8 protein-coding genes and 2 pseudogenes are annotated in these 16,934 nt (G+C 67.1%); 6 read left to right on the plus strand and 4 right to left on the minus strand.

The annotated features are described in order from the left end of the window. Window positions 1-82: 82 nt before the first annotated feature. Window positions 83-1,027, minus strand: a pseudogene (locus QE389_RS13370) (glycoside hydrolase family 97 N-terminal domain-containing protein); the annotation flags it as partial. Between QE389_RS13370 and QE389_RS13375 the strand changes: the two are divergent. Further along, a complete protein-coding gene (locus tag QE389_RS13375) occupies window positions 972-1,988 on the plus strand; it encodes a LacI family DNA-binding transcriptional regulator (RefSeq protein ID WP_307368222.1) in 1,017 nt (338 codons plus the stop codon). The pseudogene QE389_RS13370 and the gene QE389_RS13375 sit on opposite strands and share 56 nt — an antisense overlap. Window positions 1,989-1,996: 8 nt before the next feature. Here the strand turns inward: QE389_RS13375 and QE389_RS13380 are convergent, their stop codons facing one another. Both QE389_RS13380 and QE389_RS13385 read right to left on the minus strand, forming a co-directional pair. Continuing rightward, entirely contained in the window at window positions 1,997-3,643 is a 1,647-nt protein-coding gene (locus tag QE389_RS13380; RefSeq protein WP_373458319.1) for an alpha-amylase family glycosyl hydrolase, read from the minus strand. Then, complete coding sequence (locus tag QE389_RS13385) at window positions 3,640-5,460, minus strand: alpha-amylase family glycosyl hydrolase (RefSeq protein ID WP_307368225.1); 1,821 nt, start codon at window positions 5,458-5,460, stop codon at window positions 3,640-3,642. The genes QE389_RS13380 and QE389_RS13385 overlap by 4 nt, the downstream gene beginning before the upstream one ends. A 279-nt stretch (window positions 5,461-5,739) precedes the next feature. On the opposite strand from QE389_RS13385, the gene QE389_RS13390 reads away from it, so the two are divergent. Further along, entirely contained in the window at window positions 5,740-8,574 is a 2,835-nt protein-coding gene (locus QE389_RS13390; RefSeq protein WP_307368228.1) for a TonB-dependent receptor, read from the plus strand. A 216-nt stretch (window positions 8,575-8,790) separates the two neighbouring features. Further along, a complete protein-coding gene (locus QE389_RS13395; protein WP_307368231.1) occupies window positions 8,791-10,074 on the plus strand; it encodes a sugar MFS transporter in 1,284 nt (427 codons plus the stop codon). A 70-nt stretch (window positions 10,075-10,144) separates the two neighbouring features. Here the strand turns inward: QE389_RS13395 and QE389_RS13400 are convergent, their stop codons facing one another. After that, window positions 10,145-10,714, minus strand: a complete 570-nt coding sequence (locus tag QE389_RS13400; RefSeq protein ID WP_307368233.1) for a TetR/AcrR family transcriptional regulator — start codon at window positions 10,712-10,714, stop codon at window positions 10,145-10,147. A 205-nt stretch (window positions 10,715-10,919) separates the two neighbouring features. On the opposite strand from QE389_RS13400, the pseudogene QE389_RS13405 reads away from it, so the two are divergent. From QE389_RS13405 to QE389_RS13415, 3 genes and pseudogenes are all read left to right on the plus strand, one after another. Then, window positions 10,920-11,921, plus strand: a pseudogene (locus tag QE389_RS13405) (efflux RND transporter periplasmic adaptor subunit); the annotation flags it as partial. A 172-nt stretch (window positions 11,922-12,093) separates the two neighbouring features. Continuing rightward, window positions 12,094-15,384: an efflux RND transporter permease subunit gene (locus QE389_RS13410; protein ID WP_307368236.1), complete on the plus strand. Its 3,291-nt coding sequence runs from the start codon at window positions 12,094-12,096 to the stop codon at window positions 15,382-15,384. Further along, window positions 15,384-16,817, plus strand: coding sequence for an efflux transporter outer membrane subunit (locus QE389_RS13415; RefSeq protein WP_307368240.1), 1,434 nt, complete (start codon window positions 15,384-15,386; stop codon window positions 16,815-16,817). The genes QE389_RS13410 and QE389_RS13415 overlap by 1 nt, the downstream gene beginning before the upstream one ends. The last annotated feature ends 117 nt before the right edge of the window (window positions 16,818-16,934 follow it).

Below are 16,934 nucleotides of genomic sequence, written 5' to 3' on the forward strand. Positions count from 1 at the left end.
GCTGACGTCGCCCAGCCGCGTTCGGTTCGTTCAGGTTCAGGATCAGGCTGGAATCGATCAGACCCGCCCCGGTGTCGGCGATCTGCAGCGTGCGCCACGGGGTGTTGAACGGCGCCTGACGCACCACCGCCGCATTGGTCAGGCCGGGCGTCAGCTGGGCGCGGAAGCGCGTTCCCTCCGACCGACGCAGGTTCATTCCGGCGTAGTCGATGCAGGCGGCCTCGTGGATCGAGACGTGCAGGCCGGACCGGCCCTTGACCGTCATCGGGGTCTGGGCGCTGCCGACCGCGTCGATGGGGGTGCGGTCGTAGAGATATTCCTCGCGGTTCCACTCCCAGGCCGGGCACCACAGGGCCTCGCCGTTCTCGGCCAGGTTGAACTCGGTGATCTCCGAGCCGATGCGGACGGTCTTCAGTGCGGGCTGGTCCGGGAATTCGTAACGGAAGCCCAGGCCGTCGTCATACAGGCGGAACACCACGTCCACGCGGCGCTGGAGACCGCCCGTCTCGGCATAGGTCACGCGCCATTCGTTGTAGTGGTTGCGGATGAAGCGGCGCTCGCCCCACGGCTGCTCCCAGGTCTCATCCACCGTGACGGGCTGGCCGGCGGTGAGGGCCAGGCCGCGCTCGATGGCCGGGGCGTCGGTCAGGAGGAAGCCCAGCTTGGACGGCGCCACCACGACCCGGCCCTGACGCAGCACCGAATACATCGGCCGCCCGTCGTTGTCGGTGAAGGCCTCGACCGTCAGGACGCCGCCGGGCGAACTGGCGCGCGCATGGGCGGGCGAGGTCTGGGCGCGAACGCCCGTGGCGCCCAGCGCCAACAGGGACACGCCGCCGAGGGCCAGGAAGGATCTGCGCTGCATCATGGACACTCCGTTACGCCGCCTCTTGCCAACCGCCGCGAACGGTGGCTGAAATATTTGCAGAAAAGTTTGCAGCTTCACCATGCTGCTGTGAGGACCCGCGACCTTGAGCCGCAAGACCACCCGTCTGGAAGACATCGCCCGCCTGGCCGGGGTGTCCATCGCCACCGCCTCGCGCGCCCTGAACGACAGCCCTGCCGTCAACGACCGCACCAAACAGACGATCTGGAAGCTGGCGAAGGAGCACGACTATCCGTTCCGGCGTTACATGCCGGCCGGCCCCATCGGCGCCCAGGGCACCATCGCCCTGGTCGTGCCGCGTCCGCAGGGGCGGGAAGGGCGCCTCAGCGATCCCTTCTTCCTGGAGCTTCTGGCCGGGGTGGGCGAGGCGGCGCGCGAACGCGGCTGCGACCTGTTGATGAGCCATATCTCGCCCGCCAACTATGACGAGCTGTCGGCGGCATTGAACACCAGCCGGGCGGACGGGGTGATCTTCCTGGGCCAGTCCAGCCTGCATTCGGCGTTCAACCGTCTGGTCGACGCCGACCATCGCTTCGTGGTCTGGGGCGCCGAATTGCCGGACCAGGATTACTGCTCCATCGGCTCGGACAACATTTCCGGGGGGCGCCGCGCGACGCTGCATCTCGCGCGGCTGGGGCGACAGCGCATCGTCTTCCTGGGCGACCTCGATCCGCCCGAAGCCATGCAGCGGCATCGCGGCTATCTGGACGCCCTGACCCAGAGCGGGCTGGAGGCGGAGGTCGAACGGATCGTGCCCGCCCATTTCGAGGTCGAATCGGCCGAGGCCGCTGTGGACGCCCTGATCCGGCGCGGCGTGGCGTTCGACGGCGTGGTGGCGGCGTCGGACCAGATCGCACTGGGCGCCGTGCGCGCCCTGCTGCACGCCGGCGTCGATGTGCCGGGCCAGGTCTCGGTCATCGGTTTCGACAATGTGCCGTTCAGCCGCTATTCGCGCCCGGCCCTCAGCACCATCGCCCAGGACACGATGAAGGCCGGTCGGCTGATGGTGTCCAAGCTGCTGGATCACGGCGGCGACGCCGGCGCGGGCCGGTCGGAACGGGTGCCCACCGAGTTGATCGTTCGTGAAACCTGCGGCGGCTGATTCCATCGTCAGAGCGCGAACAACAGGCCGGCCAGGGGCTTCAGGGTCGCGCCGTCCGCCTCGGTCCAGTTGATCGCCTCGATCCGGCGGGCGCCCTCTGGAGGCGACCAGTTGACGGCCTCGTGGCCCAGGTTGAAGGCGCACAGCAGGCGTTCTCCGGCCCGGCCGCGTTCGTAGCGTTCGAACACCAGCAGCCCCTTCGGCCCCTCGATCAGCTCCAGCCCGCCCAGGCGCAGCGCCGGATGGGCGTGGCGCAGGGCGATGACGCGGCGCGCGACATGCAGGGTGGAGGCCGGATCGGCCTCTTCGGCGTCCACGGCCAGCTTCAGATGACGGGGATCGACCGGCAGCCAGGGCTCCACGGTGGAGAAGCCAGCGTTGGGCGCGTCCGCGACCCAGGGGATCGGGGTGCGCGCGCCGTCGCGGCCCAGGGTCTCGGGCCAGTTGGCGATGGCCTCGGGATCGACCAGCCGCTCGAACGGCACCTCGGCCTGAGGCAGGCCCAGCTCCTCGCCCTGATAGACGAAGACATTGCCGCGCAGGCACATCAGCAGCAGCAGGGCCATGTCGGCGAAAGCCTTCTGATCCCGTCCCTGCGCCCAGCGCGACACCGCGCGCGGCGCGTCGTGGTTGGAGAAGGTCCAGGAGGGCCAGCCCTCGCCTTGGCGGTCGGGCCACATCTGCTCGCCCACCCCGATCAGCTCGCTCCTCAGGGTGTCGGCGTAGAGGTAGAGGAAGCCGTATGCCGAATGCAGCCGGTCGGTCCCGGCGGTGAATTCCTTCATCTCCCGGTCGGCGTGGTCGCCGCCGACCTCCGCCACGGTGAAGCGCCCTTCATAGCTGTCGGTCAGGGCGCGGATGCGGTTCAGAAAGCCGATGATGTCCGGGTGGGACTGGTTGTAGATCTTGTCCTGGAAGTCGAACGGCCGCGTGCGCTTCTTGCCGTCCTGGATCGGCGGATTGTCGCGCAGGGACGGATCGTGGATGGCGAAGTTGATCGCATCCAGACGGAAGCCGTCCACCCCCCGGTCCAGCCAGAACCGCGCCGCCGCGATCAGGGCGTCCTGCACCGCCGGGTTCCTGACGTTCAACTGCGGCTGGGAGGCCAGGAAGTTGTGCATGTAGTACTGGCCGCGCCGGGCGTCCCAGGTCCAGGCCGGGCCGCCGAACACCGACTGCCAGTTCGACGGCGGCGAGCCGTCCGGCTTGGCGTCGGCCCACACATACCAGTCGGCGTGTTCGCCATTGCGGCTGGCGCGGCTGTCGACGAACCAGGGATGTTCATCGGACGTGTGCGAAAACACCTGATCGATGACGACCTTCAACCCCAGGGCATGGGCGCGCGCGATCAGGGCGTCGAAATCGGCCAGGGTTCCGAAGATGGGATCGACGTCGCAATAGTCCGAGACGTCGTAGCCGAAGTCCTTCATCGGAGACTTGAAGAAGGGCGACAGCCAGACCCCGTCGACGCCCAGGCTGGCGACGTGGTCCAGATGGTCGGTGATCCCCTTCAGGTCGCCGACGCCGTCGTCGTTGGAGTCGGCGAAGCTGCGCGGATAGATCTGATACAGGATCGCGCCGCGCCACCACTCGGGCGCGCCGGCCGGCGCCGGGGCGGCGTCAGCCGTGGAAAGGTCGAGGGGCTGGACGGTCACGGGACGCTCTTGCAGACGAGGTAATCGAGAGGGGGCACGCTGACGCGGACGCTGGCGGGCGCGGAGGAGGCCGGCGCGCAATCGCCACGCAGAGCTTGCCATCGAAGTGAGCCGGGCTCCACTTCGACATTGGCGACGATCGGGGCGGTCGAGGTGTTGAACACGGCCAGCACCTCGCTTCCGTTTTCGCCCAGACGCGAAAGGGCGAACAGGCCGGGCTTGTCGCCGGAGGCGCGCACGACCTGGCGGCCGCGTCGAAGGGCGGGCTCGGCGGCGCGGAGGCGAGCCATTTCGGCGATGGCGACGTACAGCGGCGCCTCGGTCGAATAGGCGGGCTGGCGACCGCCGACGGGCGTTTCGGCCGCATAGACCGGCGTGCGGCCGGGCCACATGTCCTGACGCGCGTTTCCGTATCCGCCGGCGCCCGCGAAGCCCTGTTCATCACCGTAATAGAGGGTCGGCACGCCCCGGCTGACCATCATCAGGGCGTGGGCCAGTTTGACGCGCGCCAGGATTTCGGCGTCGTCCGCGTTCGGATTGGCCTGTTTTACGAAGAAGCCGACGCGGCCCATGTCGTGGTTGCCCAGGAAGGTCGGCAGGATGGCGGCGGTCTGGGCGCCCTTGTCATAGAGAGCGTCGGCGGCGAACAGCGTCGCCAGCGCGTCGGTCCCGACCTTGCCCGCCGCCACCTCCACCGCGCGCTTCTGGAACGGGAAGTCCAGCACGGCGGGATAGGCGTCGATCCGCGTGAACCGCGCCGTCACCGCCGGATCGGGATCATAGACCTCGCCGAAGATATGGAAGTTGGGGATGCCCTTGGCGCGCGCGCGCTCCAGCATGGCGGGGATGAAAGCCTGCCAGAAGCGGCTGTCGACATGGCGCGCGGTGTCGATGCGATAGCCGTCGATGCCGTATTTGTCGATCCAGCCGCCGAACACCTCGATCATGCCCTGGATGACGACCGGATCCTCCGTGAACAGATCGTCCAGTCCCGCGAAGTCGCCATCCAGACCGCTTTCGCCCGCGAAGGTGCTTTCGCCCCGATTGTGATAATGGATCGGGTCGTTCAGCCAGGCCGGAACCTTGAGGGTTTCCTCCCCCGCCGGGACGTAGGGGGTGTAGGCGTAGTCGGATCGGATCAGGCGCGAGAAGTCCTCGCCGTCGAAGCCGTCGTTGATCGGGACCCCGTCCAGCCCACCCCGACGGGTATAGGGATAGTCGGCCCGGCTGCGATAGGCGCAGTCGTTCTGGGGACATTCGCGGTAGCGGATCACGTCGGCGGTGTGGTTGGCGACGATGTCCAGATAGACCTTCATCCCCCGCGCATGGGCCGCCTGAACCAGGGCGCGCATCTCGGCCTCGGTCCCGAAATGCGGATCGACGGTGGTGAAGTCGGTGATCCAGTAGCCGTGGTGGGCCGCGCCGGTGTAGGTTCCGTGCGTCTGGACCGGCTTGTTCTTGAAGATGGGGGCCAGCCAGACGGCCGTGGCGCCCAGGCCCTGGATATAGTCCAGCCGCTGGGTGATCCCGGCCAGGTCGCCGCCGTGATAGAAGTCTGTATCGGCCGGGTCGAAGCCGCTCTTCAGCCGATCCGCCGGATAGCCGCCGTGGTCGTTGGCGCGGTCGCCGTTGGCGAAGCGGTCGGGCAGCAGAAAATAGATCACCTCGTCCTGCGGCGGGCGCTGTCTCAGCGTCGACAGGGCGTCGCCAGCGGCGTTGGACTGGGCGAAGGCGGCCTCGGTCCCCACGGCGACCAGCAGGGCGGCGAGGGCCGACATCCCGCGCACCGTCTTGCGGAGGCTTGCTCCCTTGCCCATCACGCCTGCTCCCACTTGCCTGGAAAGTGCAAAGCTTTCCAAGTCGATTTGCAAGATTTTGCAGCAATGGCCCGGCCTGTCAACGGGCGTCGGTACGTCAAGCTTCGCCTTGGAAACGCTCGTTTTGGCGCGATTTCTCGAAGCTTTCGGATATTCCGTAGCGGTCGGCACGAGCTGTCGATATTAACGGCTTGCAATGTTCGACGACATTTGCATATTTTTGCGACGGCTTCAGACTGCGACACTCAAGAAACGCGGTCAGCCCCAGGGAGGATGATCATGTTTCAACGTCTTAACGGGCGTGCGCGCCTGCTGTGCGGGGTCGCCTTCGGCGCAGCCGCCTTCATGGCCGTCGGATCGGCGCAGGCCCAGACCGCGCAGGCCCAGACCGCGCAGTCGAACGACCAGCCAACCGAGGTCGGCGAAATCGTCGTCACCGGCATCCGGCGCTCGATCGAGGCGTCGATCTCGGCCAAGGCCAACAACACCTCGATCGTCGAGGTCATTTCCTCCGAGGACATCGGCAAGCTGCCGGACGTGTCCATCGCCGAATCCCTGGCGCGCCTGCCGGGCGTGACGATGCAGCGTCTGGACGGCCGCAGCCAGGCGATCTCGATCCGGGGCCTGGGTCCGGACTTCACCACCGCCCTGCTGAACGGCCGCGAGCTTGTCACGACCGGCGACAACCGCGGCGTCGAGTTCGACCAGTTCCCCGCCGAACTTCTGAGCAGCGTGGTCGTGTACAAGACCCCGGATTCGGCCCTGATCGGCCAGGGTCTGGGCGGCACCGTCGACCTGCGCACCGTGCGCCCGCTGGCCTATGGGCGGCAGGCCATCGCCCTGAACTATCGCCACGAATGGAACGACATCGGCGCCCTGAACTCGGGCACCACCGACAAGGGCGACCGCTACACCGTCTCCTACGTCGACCAGTTCCTGGACGGCACCCTGGGCGTGGCCCTGGGTTACGCCCACATGAGCTCGCCCTATCAGTCCGAGCGGTTCAACGCCTGGGGCTATCCGAACTACACCGACGGCAATCTGATCACCGGCGGGGTCAAGCCTTACGTCATGTCGTCGGAGCTGGAACGCGACGGCTATATGGGCGTGCTGGAATGGCGTCCGAACGACCGCATCCACTCCACGATCGACGCCTTCTATTCCGAGTTCAAGAACACCCAGGTCCTGCGCGGAATCGAATTCCCGCTGGCCTGGGGCGGTCTGGCCGAGAACCCGAACCGCAGCGACACCGTTCTGGGTGGTTGCCAGATCACCAACAATGTCGCGACGCCCAACGTTTGCCGTCCGGCGCCGTCGCTGCGTCCCGGCTACACCGTCGAGGACGGCCTGATCGTCGCGGGGACCTGGGACAACATCAAGGGCGTGGTCCGCAACGACCTGAACAAGCGCGACAGCAACATCACGGCCCTGGGCTGGAACACCGAGTTCACCCTGAATGACGACTGGTCGGCGAACCTGGACCTCAGCTATTCGAAGGTCGAGCGCAACGACATCATCCTGGAAACCAACGCCGGCACGGGGCGCAACATCAACGGCGCCATGGACACCCTGGGCTTCCAGCTGACCGGCGACGGCGTGACCCGCTTCACCAGCGGCCTGAACTACGCCGATCCGACCCTGATCAAGATCACCAGCCCGCAAGGCTGGGGCGGCGACGTGATCCCGGAAGGTCAGGCCGGCTACATGAACACTCCGTCCGTTGAGGACGAGTTGAAGGCGGCCCGCTTCTCGGTCACGCGCCAACTGCACCAGAGCCCGTTCAAGTCCATCGACTTCGGCTTCAACTATTCCGAACGCCAGAAGAGCTTCGTCAACGATCAATACTATCTCGGCGTCCCCGGCGGCGGCGATCTGACCGTGCCGACCGCCTTCCTGCTGGCCCCGACCGACCTGGGCTATCTCGGCATCTCGCAGGTGCTGAGCTACGACGCCCTGGGCCTGGTCAACAGCGGCGCCCTGAACCGCATCCGCAATCCCAACGCCGACGTCGCCGCCGGCAACTGGGAAGTGACGGAAAAGGTCTCGACCGCCTACGTCCGCGCCAACATCGACCACAACCTGTTCGGCATGCCCCTGACCGGCAACGTCGGCATGCAGTTCGTCTATACGGACCAAAGCTCGTCGGGCTTCTCGGCGCGTCAGGTCGGGCCGGGCGTGTCTCAGACGGTCGCCGTCTCGGGCGGCAAGGACTATCTGGAAATCCTGCCCAGCTCGAACTTCATCCTGCAGGTTGCGGACGACAGCTTCGTGCGCTTCGCGGCGGCCCGCACCCTGGCCCGCGCCCGCATGGACGACATGCGCGCCTCGCGGAACTATTCGTTCGACAACGGCAAGAACGTGCCCGGCGCCACGGCGGACCAGACCTCGCCCTGGAGCGCTTCGGGCGGCAATCCGACCCTGACGCCCTATATCGCCGACGTTGCGGACATTTCGTTCGAGAAGTATTTCGCCAATCGCAAGGGCTACATCTCGCTGGCGGCCTTCTACAAGCATCTGGAAAGCTACGTTTATAATCACGACCAGATCTTCGACTTCACCGGCTATCCGACCGGCGGCGTGACCCCCGTCATCAACTTCGGCAAGTCGTCGGCCCCGGACAACGGCGCGGGCGGATGGATCAAGGGTCTGGAGGTGTCGATCTCGGCGCCCTTCGACATCTTCCATCCTGCGCTCGAAGGATTCGGCGCCCAGTTCAGCGCCTCCACGACCGACAGCGAGGTTCAGCCCGATCCGACCCAGGCCCCTACGGCTCTGCCGGGGTTGTCCGAGAACGTGATCAACGGCTCGCTCTATTATGAGCGCTATGGCTTCCAGTCTCGGATTTCGGCCCGCTATCGCTCGGACTATCTGGGCGAGGTCTCCGGCTTCGGCAACGGTCGCACCCTGCGTTCGGTCGCGGCGGAAACCGTGGTCGACGCCCAGGTCGGTTACGAGTTCCAGTCGGGTCCGCTGGAGGGCCTGTCCATCCTGGCCCAGGCCAACAACCTGACCGACGAACCGTTCAAGACCTTCCAGAACGGCGACGAGCGCCAGACCATCGACTATCAGCACTATGGCCGCACTTTCGCGGTCGGGCTGAACTACAAGTTCTGATTTCCTCTCTCTCTCTCTCTCTTCTGAGCAACTTGGGCCGCCCCGTTCACGAGGCGGCCCTTTTTCTTGGATCAAACGGCAGAGCGGGCGGGCAAGTTTCGTTACAGGGATCGCTTTTCCTCTGGACGCTCGCCGTCCGATGTCGGAACCAGCAGGGGAGGAGAACCGCGCGAACCAGCGCGGCCGTCTTAGTTTCAATTGGGGGGAGTCCATCCAATGACCGTTCCGGACGCCGGAAAACGCCAGGGCGCAGGCCTGGCCTTCGCCTATGTCACCACCCTGTTCTTCGCCTGGGGCTTTGTGACGTCGCTGATCGATCCGCTGATCGCTGCGGTGAAGCGGGTGTTCGATCTCAGCCTGGCCGAGGCCATGCTGACCGCCTCGGCCTGGTTCATTGCCTATGGCCTGGCTTCGCTGCCTGCGGCCTGGGTTCTGTCCAGATTCGGCTACAGCCGCTCCATCATCCTGGCGCTGTCGACCATGGTGGTGGGTTGCCTGATCGTCCCCGTCGCCACCATCGTGGACATCTACGGCCTCGTTCTGCTGGCCCTTTTCGTCATCGCCTCGGGCGTGACCCTGTTGCAGGTCGCCGCCAATCCCTTGTCCGCTTCGCTGGGCGCGCCGAAGACCGCGCACCTGCGCCTGACCTTCTCACAGGCGTTCAACTCGCTGGGCGCGACCCTGGGGCCGGTGATCGGATCGACGGTCTTGTTGACGGGCGGCGTCTTCGCCGCCGATGCGGTGATCAACGCCTCGACGCGCGGTGAATCGTTGCGCTCCATCGACTTCGCCTTCCTGGCCGTAGGGGCCTTCTTCGCCATCGTCGCCATCTTCATCTGGACCGCGCGCAAGCAGATCGACAATGCGGTGCAGGCCCAGCCTTCCGTCGGCGTCGTATCGCCCTTCAGCGCCTTCAAGTCGCGCTGGGCCGTGTTCGGCGCTCTGGCGATCTTCTTTTACGTCGGCGCCGAAGTCACGATCGGCACCCTGCTGATACCCTTCATCAGCTCTGGCGAAGGCCTCGGCGTCGCCGCTCATGAAGCCGGTCACATGGTGGGCTGGTACTATTGGGGCGCGGCGATGGTCGGCCGTTTCGTCGGCAGCGCCCTGTTGACCCGTGTGCGAGCCCCGATCCTTCTGACGGTCTGCACGGTCACGGCGGCGGCGCTCGCGCTGGTCGTGACGCAGAGCCAAGGCTCGACGGCCGCCTACGCCGCCTTGGCGATCGGCTTCTTCAACTCGATCATGTTCCCGACGATCTTCACCCTGACCCTGGAGCGATCCAGCGCCAAGCCGTCAGCTACTTCGGGTCTTTTGATTTTCGGCATCATCGGGGGCGCCGTCCTGCCGCCCATCGCCGGGCGGGTGGCCGATAATCTGGGGGCGATCACGCCAGCCTTTTTTGTTCCGCTGGCGGGCTATCTCGTTCTGATCTGTTTCGCAGTCGCCTGCGCCCGCACCAAGGCGAAGGCGGACGTCGCGGCGACCGTCGCCCACTGAGGCGTTCGATCCGAAACGAAAAGGGCGCGACGGGGAGACCCGCTGCTCCCTTTCTCAATTCCGCGTCCGTTCAGCCATCCATCAGAGACTGCAGGATCGGCGCCAGACGATCGCGCATCTTTTCGCAGTCGGCCAGGTCGATGTTGAAGCTGCCGCCGCCCAGTTCGCGGCTGACCGACATGCCCATGATGAAGCCGGCCAGAAGCCGCGCGCGCACCGCCGCGTCGGGTCCGCCCATCCATTCCTCCAAGGGGTCGAAGAAGCGGGCGGTGCAGGTGGTCCGAACCATTTCGGCCGCCTTGGTCGAGCCGATGGACCGCAGCATGATCGCCATGCCCTTCAGTTTTTCGGCCTTCTTGGGCTCGAAGACGATCTCGTTGGCGACGCGGCGACCGAACTCGGCCTTGTCGCCCGACATCAGGGTGCTGCCGTCGGTGCAACTGTCCAGGGCGGCCAGGAACAGGTCGTCCTTGGAGCCGAAATAGCGGCTGATCAGGGCCGCATCGACGCCCACGTCGCGGGCGATGTCGCGCATGCCGACGTCGTCATAGCTCTCGGCCGCGAACCTGTCGCGCGCAGCATCGAGAATGGCCGAGCGCGTGGCGGCGGCGTTTCTCGGACGTGGGCCGGGACATAACAAGGGGATGAAACTCCGCCGAACAATAACCGTAACGTCCATATGGCTTTGTCATCGCGTGTTGACAAGCTCGACGGCTCCGACCATTAAGTCACCATGCGTTGACATGGTTGGCTCCCCCCATTGGCCGTTGTCCGCACGACTGGGATTTACCTCCGACAGGGAGATTGCGCCGATGCGCGGGCTGAAGATCGCGGCTGTGTCCGTCATGGTGACGGGCGCCCTTTATGGTTGTTCTCCAAAGGCGGAAGCTCCGGCGCAGGGCGCGCCGCCTGTGACAGTGGCCACGCCGCTGAAGCAGCAGGTGCGCGACTGGGACGAGTTCACCGGCCGGTTCGAGGCGGTCGAGAGCGTGGATGTGCGCGCCCGCGTCGGGGGCTATATCCAGGCGGTTCACTTCCGCGACGGTCAGATGGTTCAGAAGGGCCAACTGCTGTTCACCCTGGACCCGCGCCCGGCCCAGGCCGCCCTGGCCCAGGCCCAGGCCCAGGTCGCCCAGATGCAGTCGCAACTGACCCTGGCCCGCGCCAACCTGGCCCGCAGCGAGGCCCTGCTGGCGTCGCAGGCGGTGTCCAAGGCCGAGTATGACGCCAACAAGGCCGCCGTCGATGCGGCCCAGGCCAATCTGGCCGCCGCCAACGCCGCGGTCCGCACCGCGCGTCTGAACCTGGACTACACCCGCGTCACGGCGCCGACCTCGGGCCGCGTGTCCGATCGTCGCGTCGATCCGGGCAATGTCATCGCCGGCGGATCGTCGGCCGGCGACATCCTGACCACCATCATCTCGGGCGGCCCGATCCACTTCGTCTTCGACGGTTCTGAAGCGGTCCTGCTGAAGTATCTGCGTGAAGGCGGCGCCAACCAGGGCGCGACGGTCAATGTGCGCCTGCAGGACGAAAGCACCTACAAGCACACCGGCCGTCTCGACTTCTCGGACAACGCCGTGGACACCGCCTCGGGCGTGATCCGCCTGCGCGCCATCCTGCCCAACGCCGACGGCTTCCTGCGCCCCGGCATGTTCGGCAGCGCCCAGGTCGCCGGCGCCGGCGCCTACGACGCCCTGCTGGTGCCGGATTCGGCCATCGGCACGGATCAGGCCCGCCGCACCGTCGCGGTGGTCAACGCCGACGGCACGGTGACGAACAAGGCGGTTCAACTGGGTCCTATCGTCCAGGGGCTGCGGGTCGTCCGTTCGGGCCTGGCGCCCACCGACCGCGTCATCATCGCCGGCCTGCAACGCGCCGCCCAGCCCGGCTCCAAGGTCACGCCCAAGATGGGCAAGATCGAACCCGTCGCCGGCGCCGCCGCCGCAGGCCCCCGTCACCCAGGCGGCCCCGGCGTCCAGCGCCTCGTTCGCCAACAGCCTGCCGGCCGGCTAAGCCATGAACATCTCCCGCTTCTTCATCGACCGGCCGATCTTCGCGGCCGTGATCGCGGTGGTGATCTCCATCATCGGCATATTCGCCTATCCGCTGCTGCCCCTGTCGCAGTATCCGGAGATCGCGCCGCCGACGATCACCATCAACGCCGCCTATCCCGGCGCCTCGGCCGAGACCCTGGCCGAGACTGTCGCCGCCCCCATCGAGCAGGAGGTGAACGGCGTCGAGAAGATGCTCTACATCTCCTCTTCGTCGACATCGGACGGGGCGGTGGCCATCACCGTGACCTTCGAGCCGGGAACCGATCTCGACGCCGCACAGGTGCTGGTCCAGAACCGGGTCGCCCTGGCCGAACCGCGCCTGCCAGAGGCGGTGCGTCAGACCGGAGTGGTCGTCAACAAGGCCGAGAGCGGCTTCCTGATGATCCTGGGCCTGACGTCGCCCGACGGCACGCTGGATAACGACTATGTCGGCAACTACGCCAACTCCACGCTGCGGGACCGCTTGCTGCGGGTCGAGGGCGTGGGCGCGGTGCAGGTGTTCGGCGGCGGCAACTATTCGATGCGCGTCTGGATCGACCCGGCCAAGGCGGCCGAACGCGGCCTGACCGGGCCCGAAATCGTCGCCGCCCTGCGCGCCCAGAACGTCCAGGCCGCCGCCGGCTCCATCGGCCAGCCGCCGTTCGCAAACAACGCCGCCGCCTTCCAACTGCCGGTCCAGGTTCAAGGCCGTCTGAGCGATCCGAACCAGTTCGGCAATGTCGTGCTGAAGACGGACGCCGAAGGCCGCATCACCTATCTGCGCGACGTGGCGCGGATCGAACTGGGCGCCCAGGACTATGGCATTCGCGGCTTCTTCGACGGCCAGCGCGGCGTGGGCGTCGCCATCGTCCAGCAGCCGGGCGCCAATGCGCTGGGCACGGCCGACCGGGTCCTGGCCGAGGTCGAGGCCATGAAGGCCGACGCGCCCGCCGGCATGAAGATCGACGTGCCGTACAACCCGACCGAATTCGTCGCCGCCTCGGTGGAGTCGGTTCAGCACACCCTGATCGAGGCGGTCATCCTGGTCGTCATCGTGATCATGGTCTTCCTGCAGACCTGGCGGGCGGCCATCATCCCGATCATCGCCATTCCCGTCGCCCTGGTCGGCACCTTCGCGGTGCAGCTGGCGCTGGGCTATTCGATCAACTCCCTGTCCTTGTTCGCCCTGGTCCTGGCGGTCGGCATCGTCGTCGATGACGCCATCGTCGTGGTCGAGAACGTGGAGCGGGCCATCGGCGAGGGGCTCAGTCCCAAGGAGGCCGCCTATCGTTCGATGCAGGAGGTGTCCGGCGCCCTGATCGCCATCGGCCTTGTGCTGGTGTCGGTGTTCGTGCCGACGATGTTCGTGCCCGGCATCCCCGGCATCTTCTATCGTCAGTTCGCGGTGGTGATCGCCTCGGCCTCGGTCATTTCGCTGTTCGTGTCTCTGACCCTGTCGCCGGCCATGGCCGCCCTGCTGCTGAAGCCGCACAAGGATCACGAGGAACACGCCCGCAAGCCCGGCGTCCTGGGCACGGTCGTCTATTACGGCGGCTGGGCCGGACGGAAGTTCAACGAGGGCTTCGACTGGCTTTCCGACCGTTACGGCCGTCTGACCGCGCGTCTGGTGCGCACGGTCGGTCTGGTGCTGATCATCTATGCCGGTCTTCTGGGTCTCACCGCTTGGCGTCTGGTCGACACCCCCTCGGGCTTTATCCCCGAACAGGATCAGGGCTTCCTGATCGGCGTCATCCAACTGCCGGCCGGCGCATCTCTGGACCGCACCCAGGCGGTGATGGAACGCGCCACCAAGATCATCCAGGGCACCGCCGGGGTGAACGGCACCGTGGCTTTCGCCGGTCTTGACGGCTCCAGCTTCTCGTTCGGCTCCAACGCCGCCACCATCTTCGTGCGCCTGAACGGCTTCGAGGAACGCTCCAAGGAAGAGGCCGCCACCGCCCTGGCCGGCGCCATCACCCAGGCGACCGGACAGATCGAGGACGCGCAGATCTTCGTCATCGCCCCGCCTGCGGTTCAGGGTCTGGGCACCGGCAACGGCTTCTCGATGATGATCCAGGATCGGGAAGGCGCAGGCTATCGTCCGCTGGAAGGCGCGACCTTCGCCATGATGGGCGCCGCCGCCCAGGCGCCGACCGAGGTGAACCAGGTCTTCTCGACCTACAACACCGCATCCCCGCGCGTCACCGCCGACGTCGATCGCAACAAGGCGTTGATGCTGGGCGTCCAGCCCAGCGCCGTGTTCGACACGCTGGGGGTCTATCTGGGCTCGTCCTATGTCAACGATTTCAACATGCTGGGCCGTACTTTCCGGGTGACGGCGCAGGCGGAGCCGCAGTCGCGCGACGACATCGCCGACATCGCCAATCTGAAGACGAAGTCGTCCACGGGCGCCATGGTGCCGATCGGGTCGGTGGCCAATCTGGTCAACGATTCAGGCCCGGCGCGGATCGTGCGTTACAATCTGTTCCCGGCGGCCGAGCTTCAGGGCAACGCCGCAGCGGGCGTGTCCTCCGGCGAGGCGCTGCAGGTCATGGAGACCATGGCCGCGCAGACCCTGCCGCAGGGCTTCTCCTACGAATGGACGGGTCTGGCCTATCAGCAGAAGGCGGCGGGTTCGGGCGCGACGGTCATCTTCCTGATGGCGGTGGTGTTCGTCTTCCTGGTGCTGGCGGCCCAGTATGAGGCGTTCACGCTTCCGCTGGCGGTCATCCTGATCGTGCCCATGTGTCTGCTGGCGGCCATCCTGGGCGTGAACCTGCGAGGGCTGGACAACAACATCCTGGTTCAGATCGGGCTGGTGGTGCTGATCGCGCTGGCGGCCAAGAACGCCATCCTGATCGTGGAGTTCGCCAAACAGGCCGAGGAAGAGCAGGGCATGAACAGGTTCGACGCGGCGGTCGCCGCCGCCCGGACCCGCCTGAGGCCGATCCTGATGACCTCGTTCGCCTTCATCCTGGGCGTCGTACCCCTGATGCTGGCCTCGGGGCCGGGCGCGGAGATGCGTCAGTCGCTGGGCACGTCCGTCTTCTCGGGGATGCTGGGCGTGACCTTCTTCGGCCTGATCTTCACTCCGGTCTTCTATGTGGTCTGCCGCTGGCTGTCTTCGAAGCTGCCGCAGGGCCACCAACCCAAGTCCGGGCATAGCCCCAAGCCGACCTCGGCCCCTGATCGGATCGAGCGTTACGACGAAACCAGCGACCTGACCGATCCGAACGCGCCTGCGCCGGCGACCGGACGGGGAGGGGAGATCTGATGACCCGCACCAAGACCCTCAGCCTCTCGACCGTGGCGGCCGCCGGCGCCCTGCTGACCGCCTGCGCGGTCGGGCCCAAGGCGCCGATCGCGGACCTGCCCGTCGCCGGAACCGGCGGCTTCGTCGGGGCGGCCAATCCTGCCGTCTCGACCGCCCAGGCGCGCGACGACTGGTGGCGGCTGTACGACGACCCGGCTCTGGACGCCCTGATCCGGCAGGCCTTCGCCGAGAACAACCAGCTGGAGGCCGCCTTCGCCAATCTGCGCGCGGTGCGGGCGTCCCTGTCGGAGGCCCGCGTCGGCCGTTTCCCGACCACGACCACCAGCGCCCAGGCCCAGCGCAGCCGCGCCTCGGCCGCCACGGTCCAAGGGTTGCCTGCGGGTGAAAAGGCGCCCGAGATCGACACCTACGACGTCGGCGTCCAGGCGGCCTATGAGGTCGATCTGTTCGGTCGGGTGGAATCGACCATCCGCGCCGCCCGCGCCGACGCCCGCGCCGCCGAGGCCGCCCTGGCCGCGGTCCAGGTGACGGTTGCGGCCGAGACGACGCGCGCCTATGCCGACGTCTGTTCGGCCAACGCCCAGATCGCGGTGGCCGAACGAACGCTGGAGCTGCAGCGCAAGACCGCCGATCTGACCCAGACCCTGCTGGACGACGGGGCCGGGACCGGGCTGGACGTGGCCAGCGCCCGCGCGGCTGTGGCCCAGACGGCGGCGACCCTGCCGACGCTGCGCGCCGCCCGCAACGAGGCGCTGTTCCGTCTGTCCACCCTGATCGGCCGCACGCCGGCCGAGGCCAGCCAGGCGGCGGCGTCCTGCGTGCGTCCGCCGCAGTTGAGCCAGCCGATCCCGGTCGGCGACGGCGCCGCGCTTCTGGCCCGGCGGCCCGACGTGCGCCAGGCCGAGGCCGAATTGGCCGCCGCCGCCGCGCGGGTGAATGTGGCGACAGCCAATCTTTTTCCGCAGATCAGCCTGGGCGGCTCCTACGGCTCCACGGCGCTGAGGTCCGGCGACCTGGGCGAGGATCGGAACTTCCGCTTCAGCTTCGGTCCGCTGATCAGTTGGTCCTTTCCCAACGTCTTCGCCGCCCGCGCCCAGATCAAGGCCGCCGGCGCCCGGTCGGACGCCGCCCTGGCGACGTTCGACCAGACGGTGCTGACGGCCCTGCAGGAGACGGAAACGGCCCTGTCCAACTACGCCAACGAACTGGACCGCCGTGCGGCTCTGACCGAGGCGCGCGACCAGGCGGCGCGTGCCGCCGACCTGTCACGCCTGCGCTTCGACGCCGGCGCGGACAGCTTCCTGTTAGTGCTGGACGCCCAGCGCACCCAGGCGGCGGCCGAGGCGGCTTTGGCCCAGTCCGACGCCCTGGTCACGACCTATCAGATCGCCCTGTTCCGCGCCCTGGCCGGCGGCTGGCAGGCCGACAGCTGATCCCGTCGCAATGCTGACGACGAAGGGCCGGGCGGGGCGTCGCCCGGCCCTTTTTCGTTCGTCCACAGTTTGACGACCGACTCAATGTTCCGTATTTGTTCCCGTCGTGCTCTAAGC

Source organism: Brevundimonas sp. SORGH_AS_0993, from assembly GCF_030818545.1.
GTDB lineage: Bacteria > Pseudomonadota > Alphaproteobacteria > Caulobacterales > Caulobacteraceae > Brevundimonas.

What these genes read in the sequence shown, in the direction of transcription:
- QE389_RS13410 (WP_307368236.1), top strand. Translation starts at nt 12,094, where the DNA reads ATGAACATCTCCCGCTTCTTCATCGACCGGCCGATCTTCGCGGCCGTG.
- QE389_RS13395 (WP_307368231.1), top strand. Translation starts at nt 8,791, where the DNA reads ATGACCGTTCCGGACGCCGGAAAACGCCAGGGCGCAGGCCTGGCCTTC.
- QE389_RS13415 (WP_307368240.1), top strand. Translation starts at nt 15,384, where the DNA reads ATGACCCGCACCAAGACCCTCAGCCTCTCGACCGTGGCGGCCGCCGGC.
- QE389_RS13385 (WP_307368225.1), bottom strand. Translation starts at nt 5,460, where the DNA reads ATGGGCAAGGGAGCAAGCCTCCGCAAGACGGTGCGCGGGATGTCGGCC.
- QE389_RS13390 (WP_307368228.1), top strand. Translation starts at nt 5,740, where the DNA reads ATGTTTCAACGTCTTAACGGGCGTGCGCGCCTGCTGTGCGGGGTCGCC.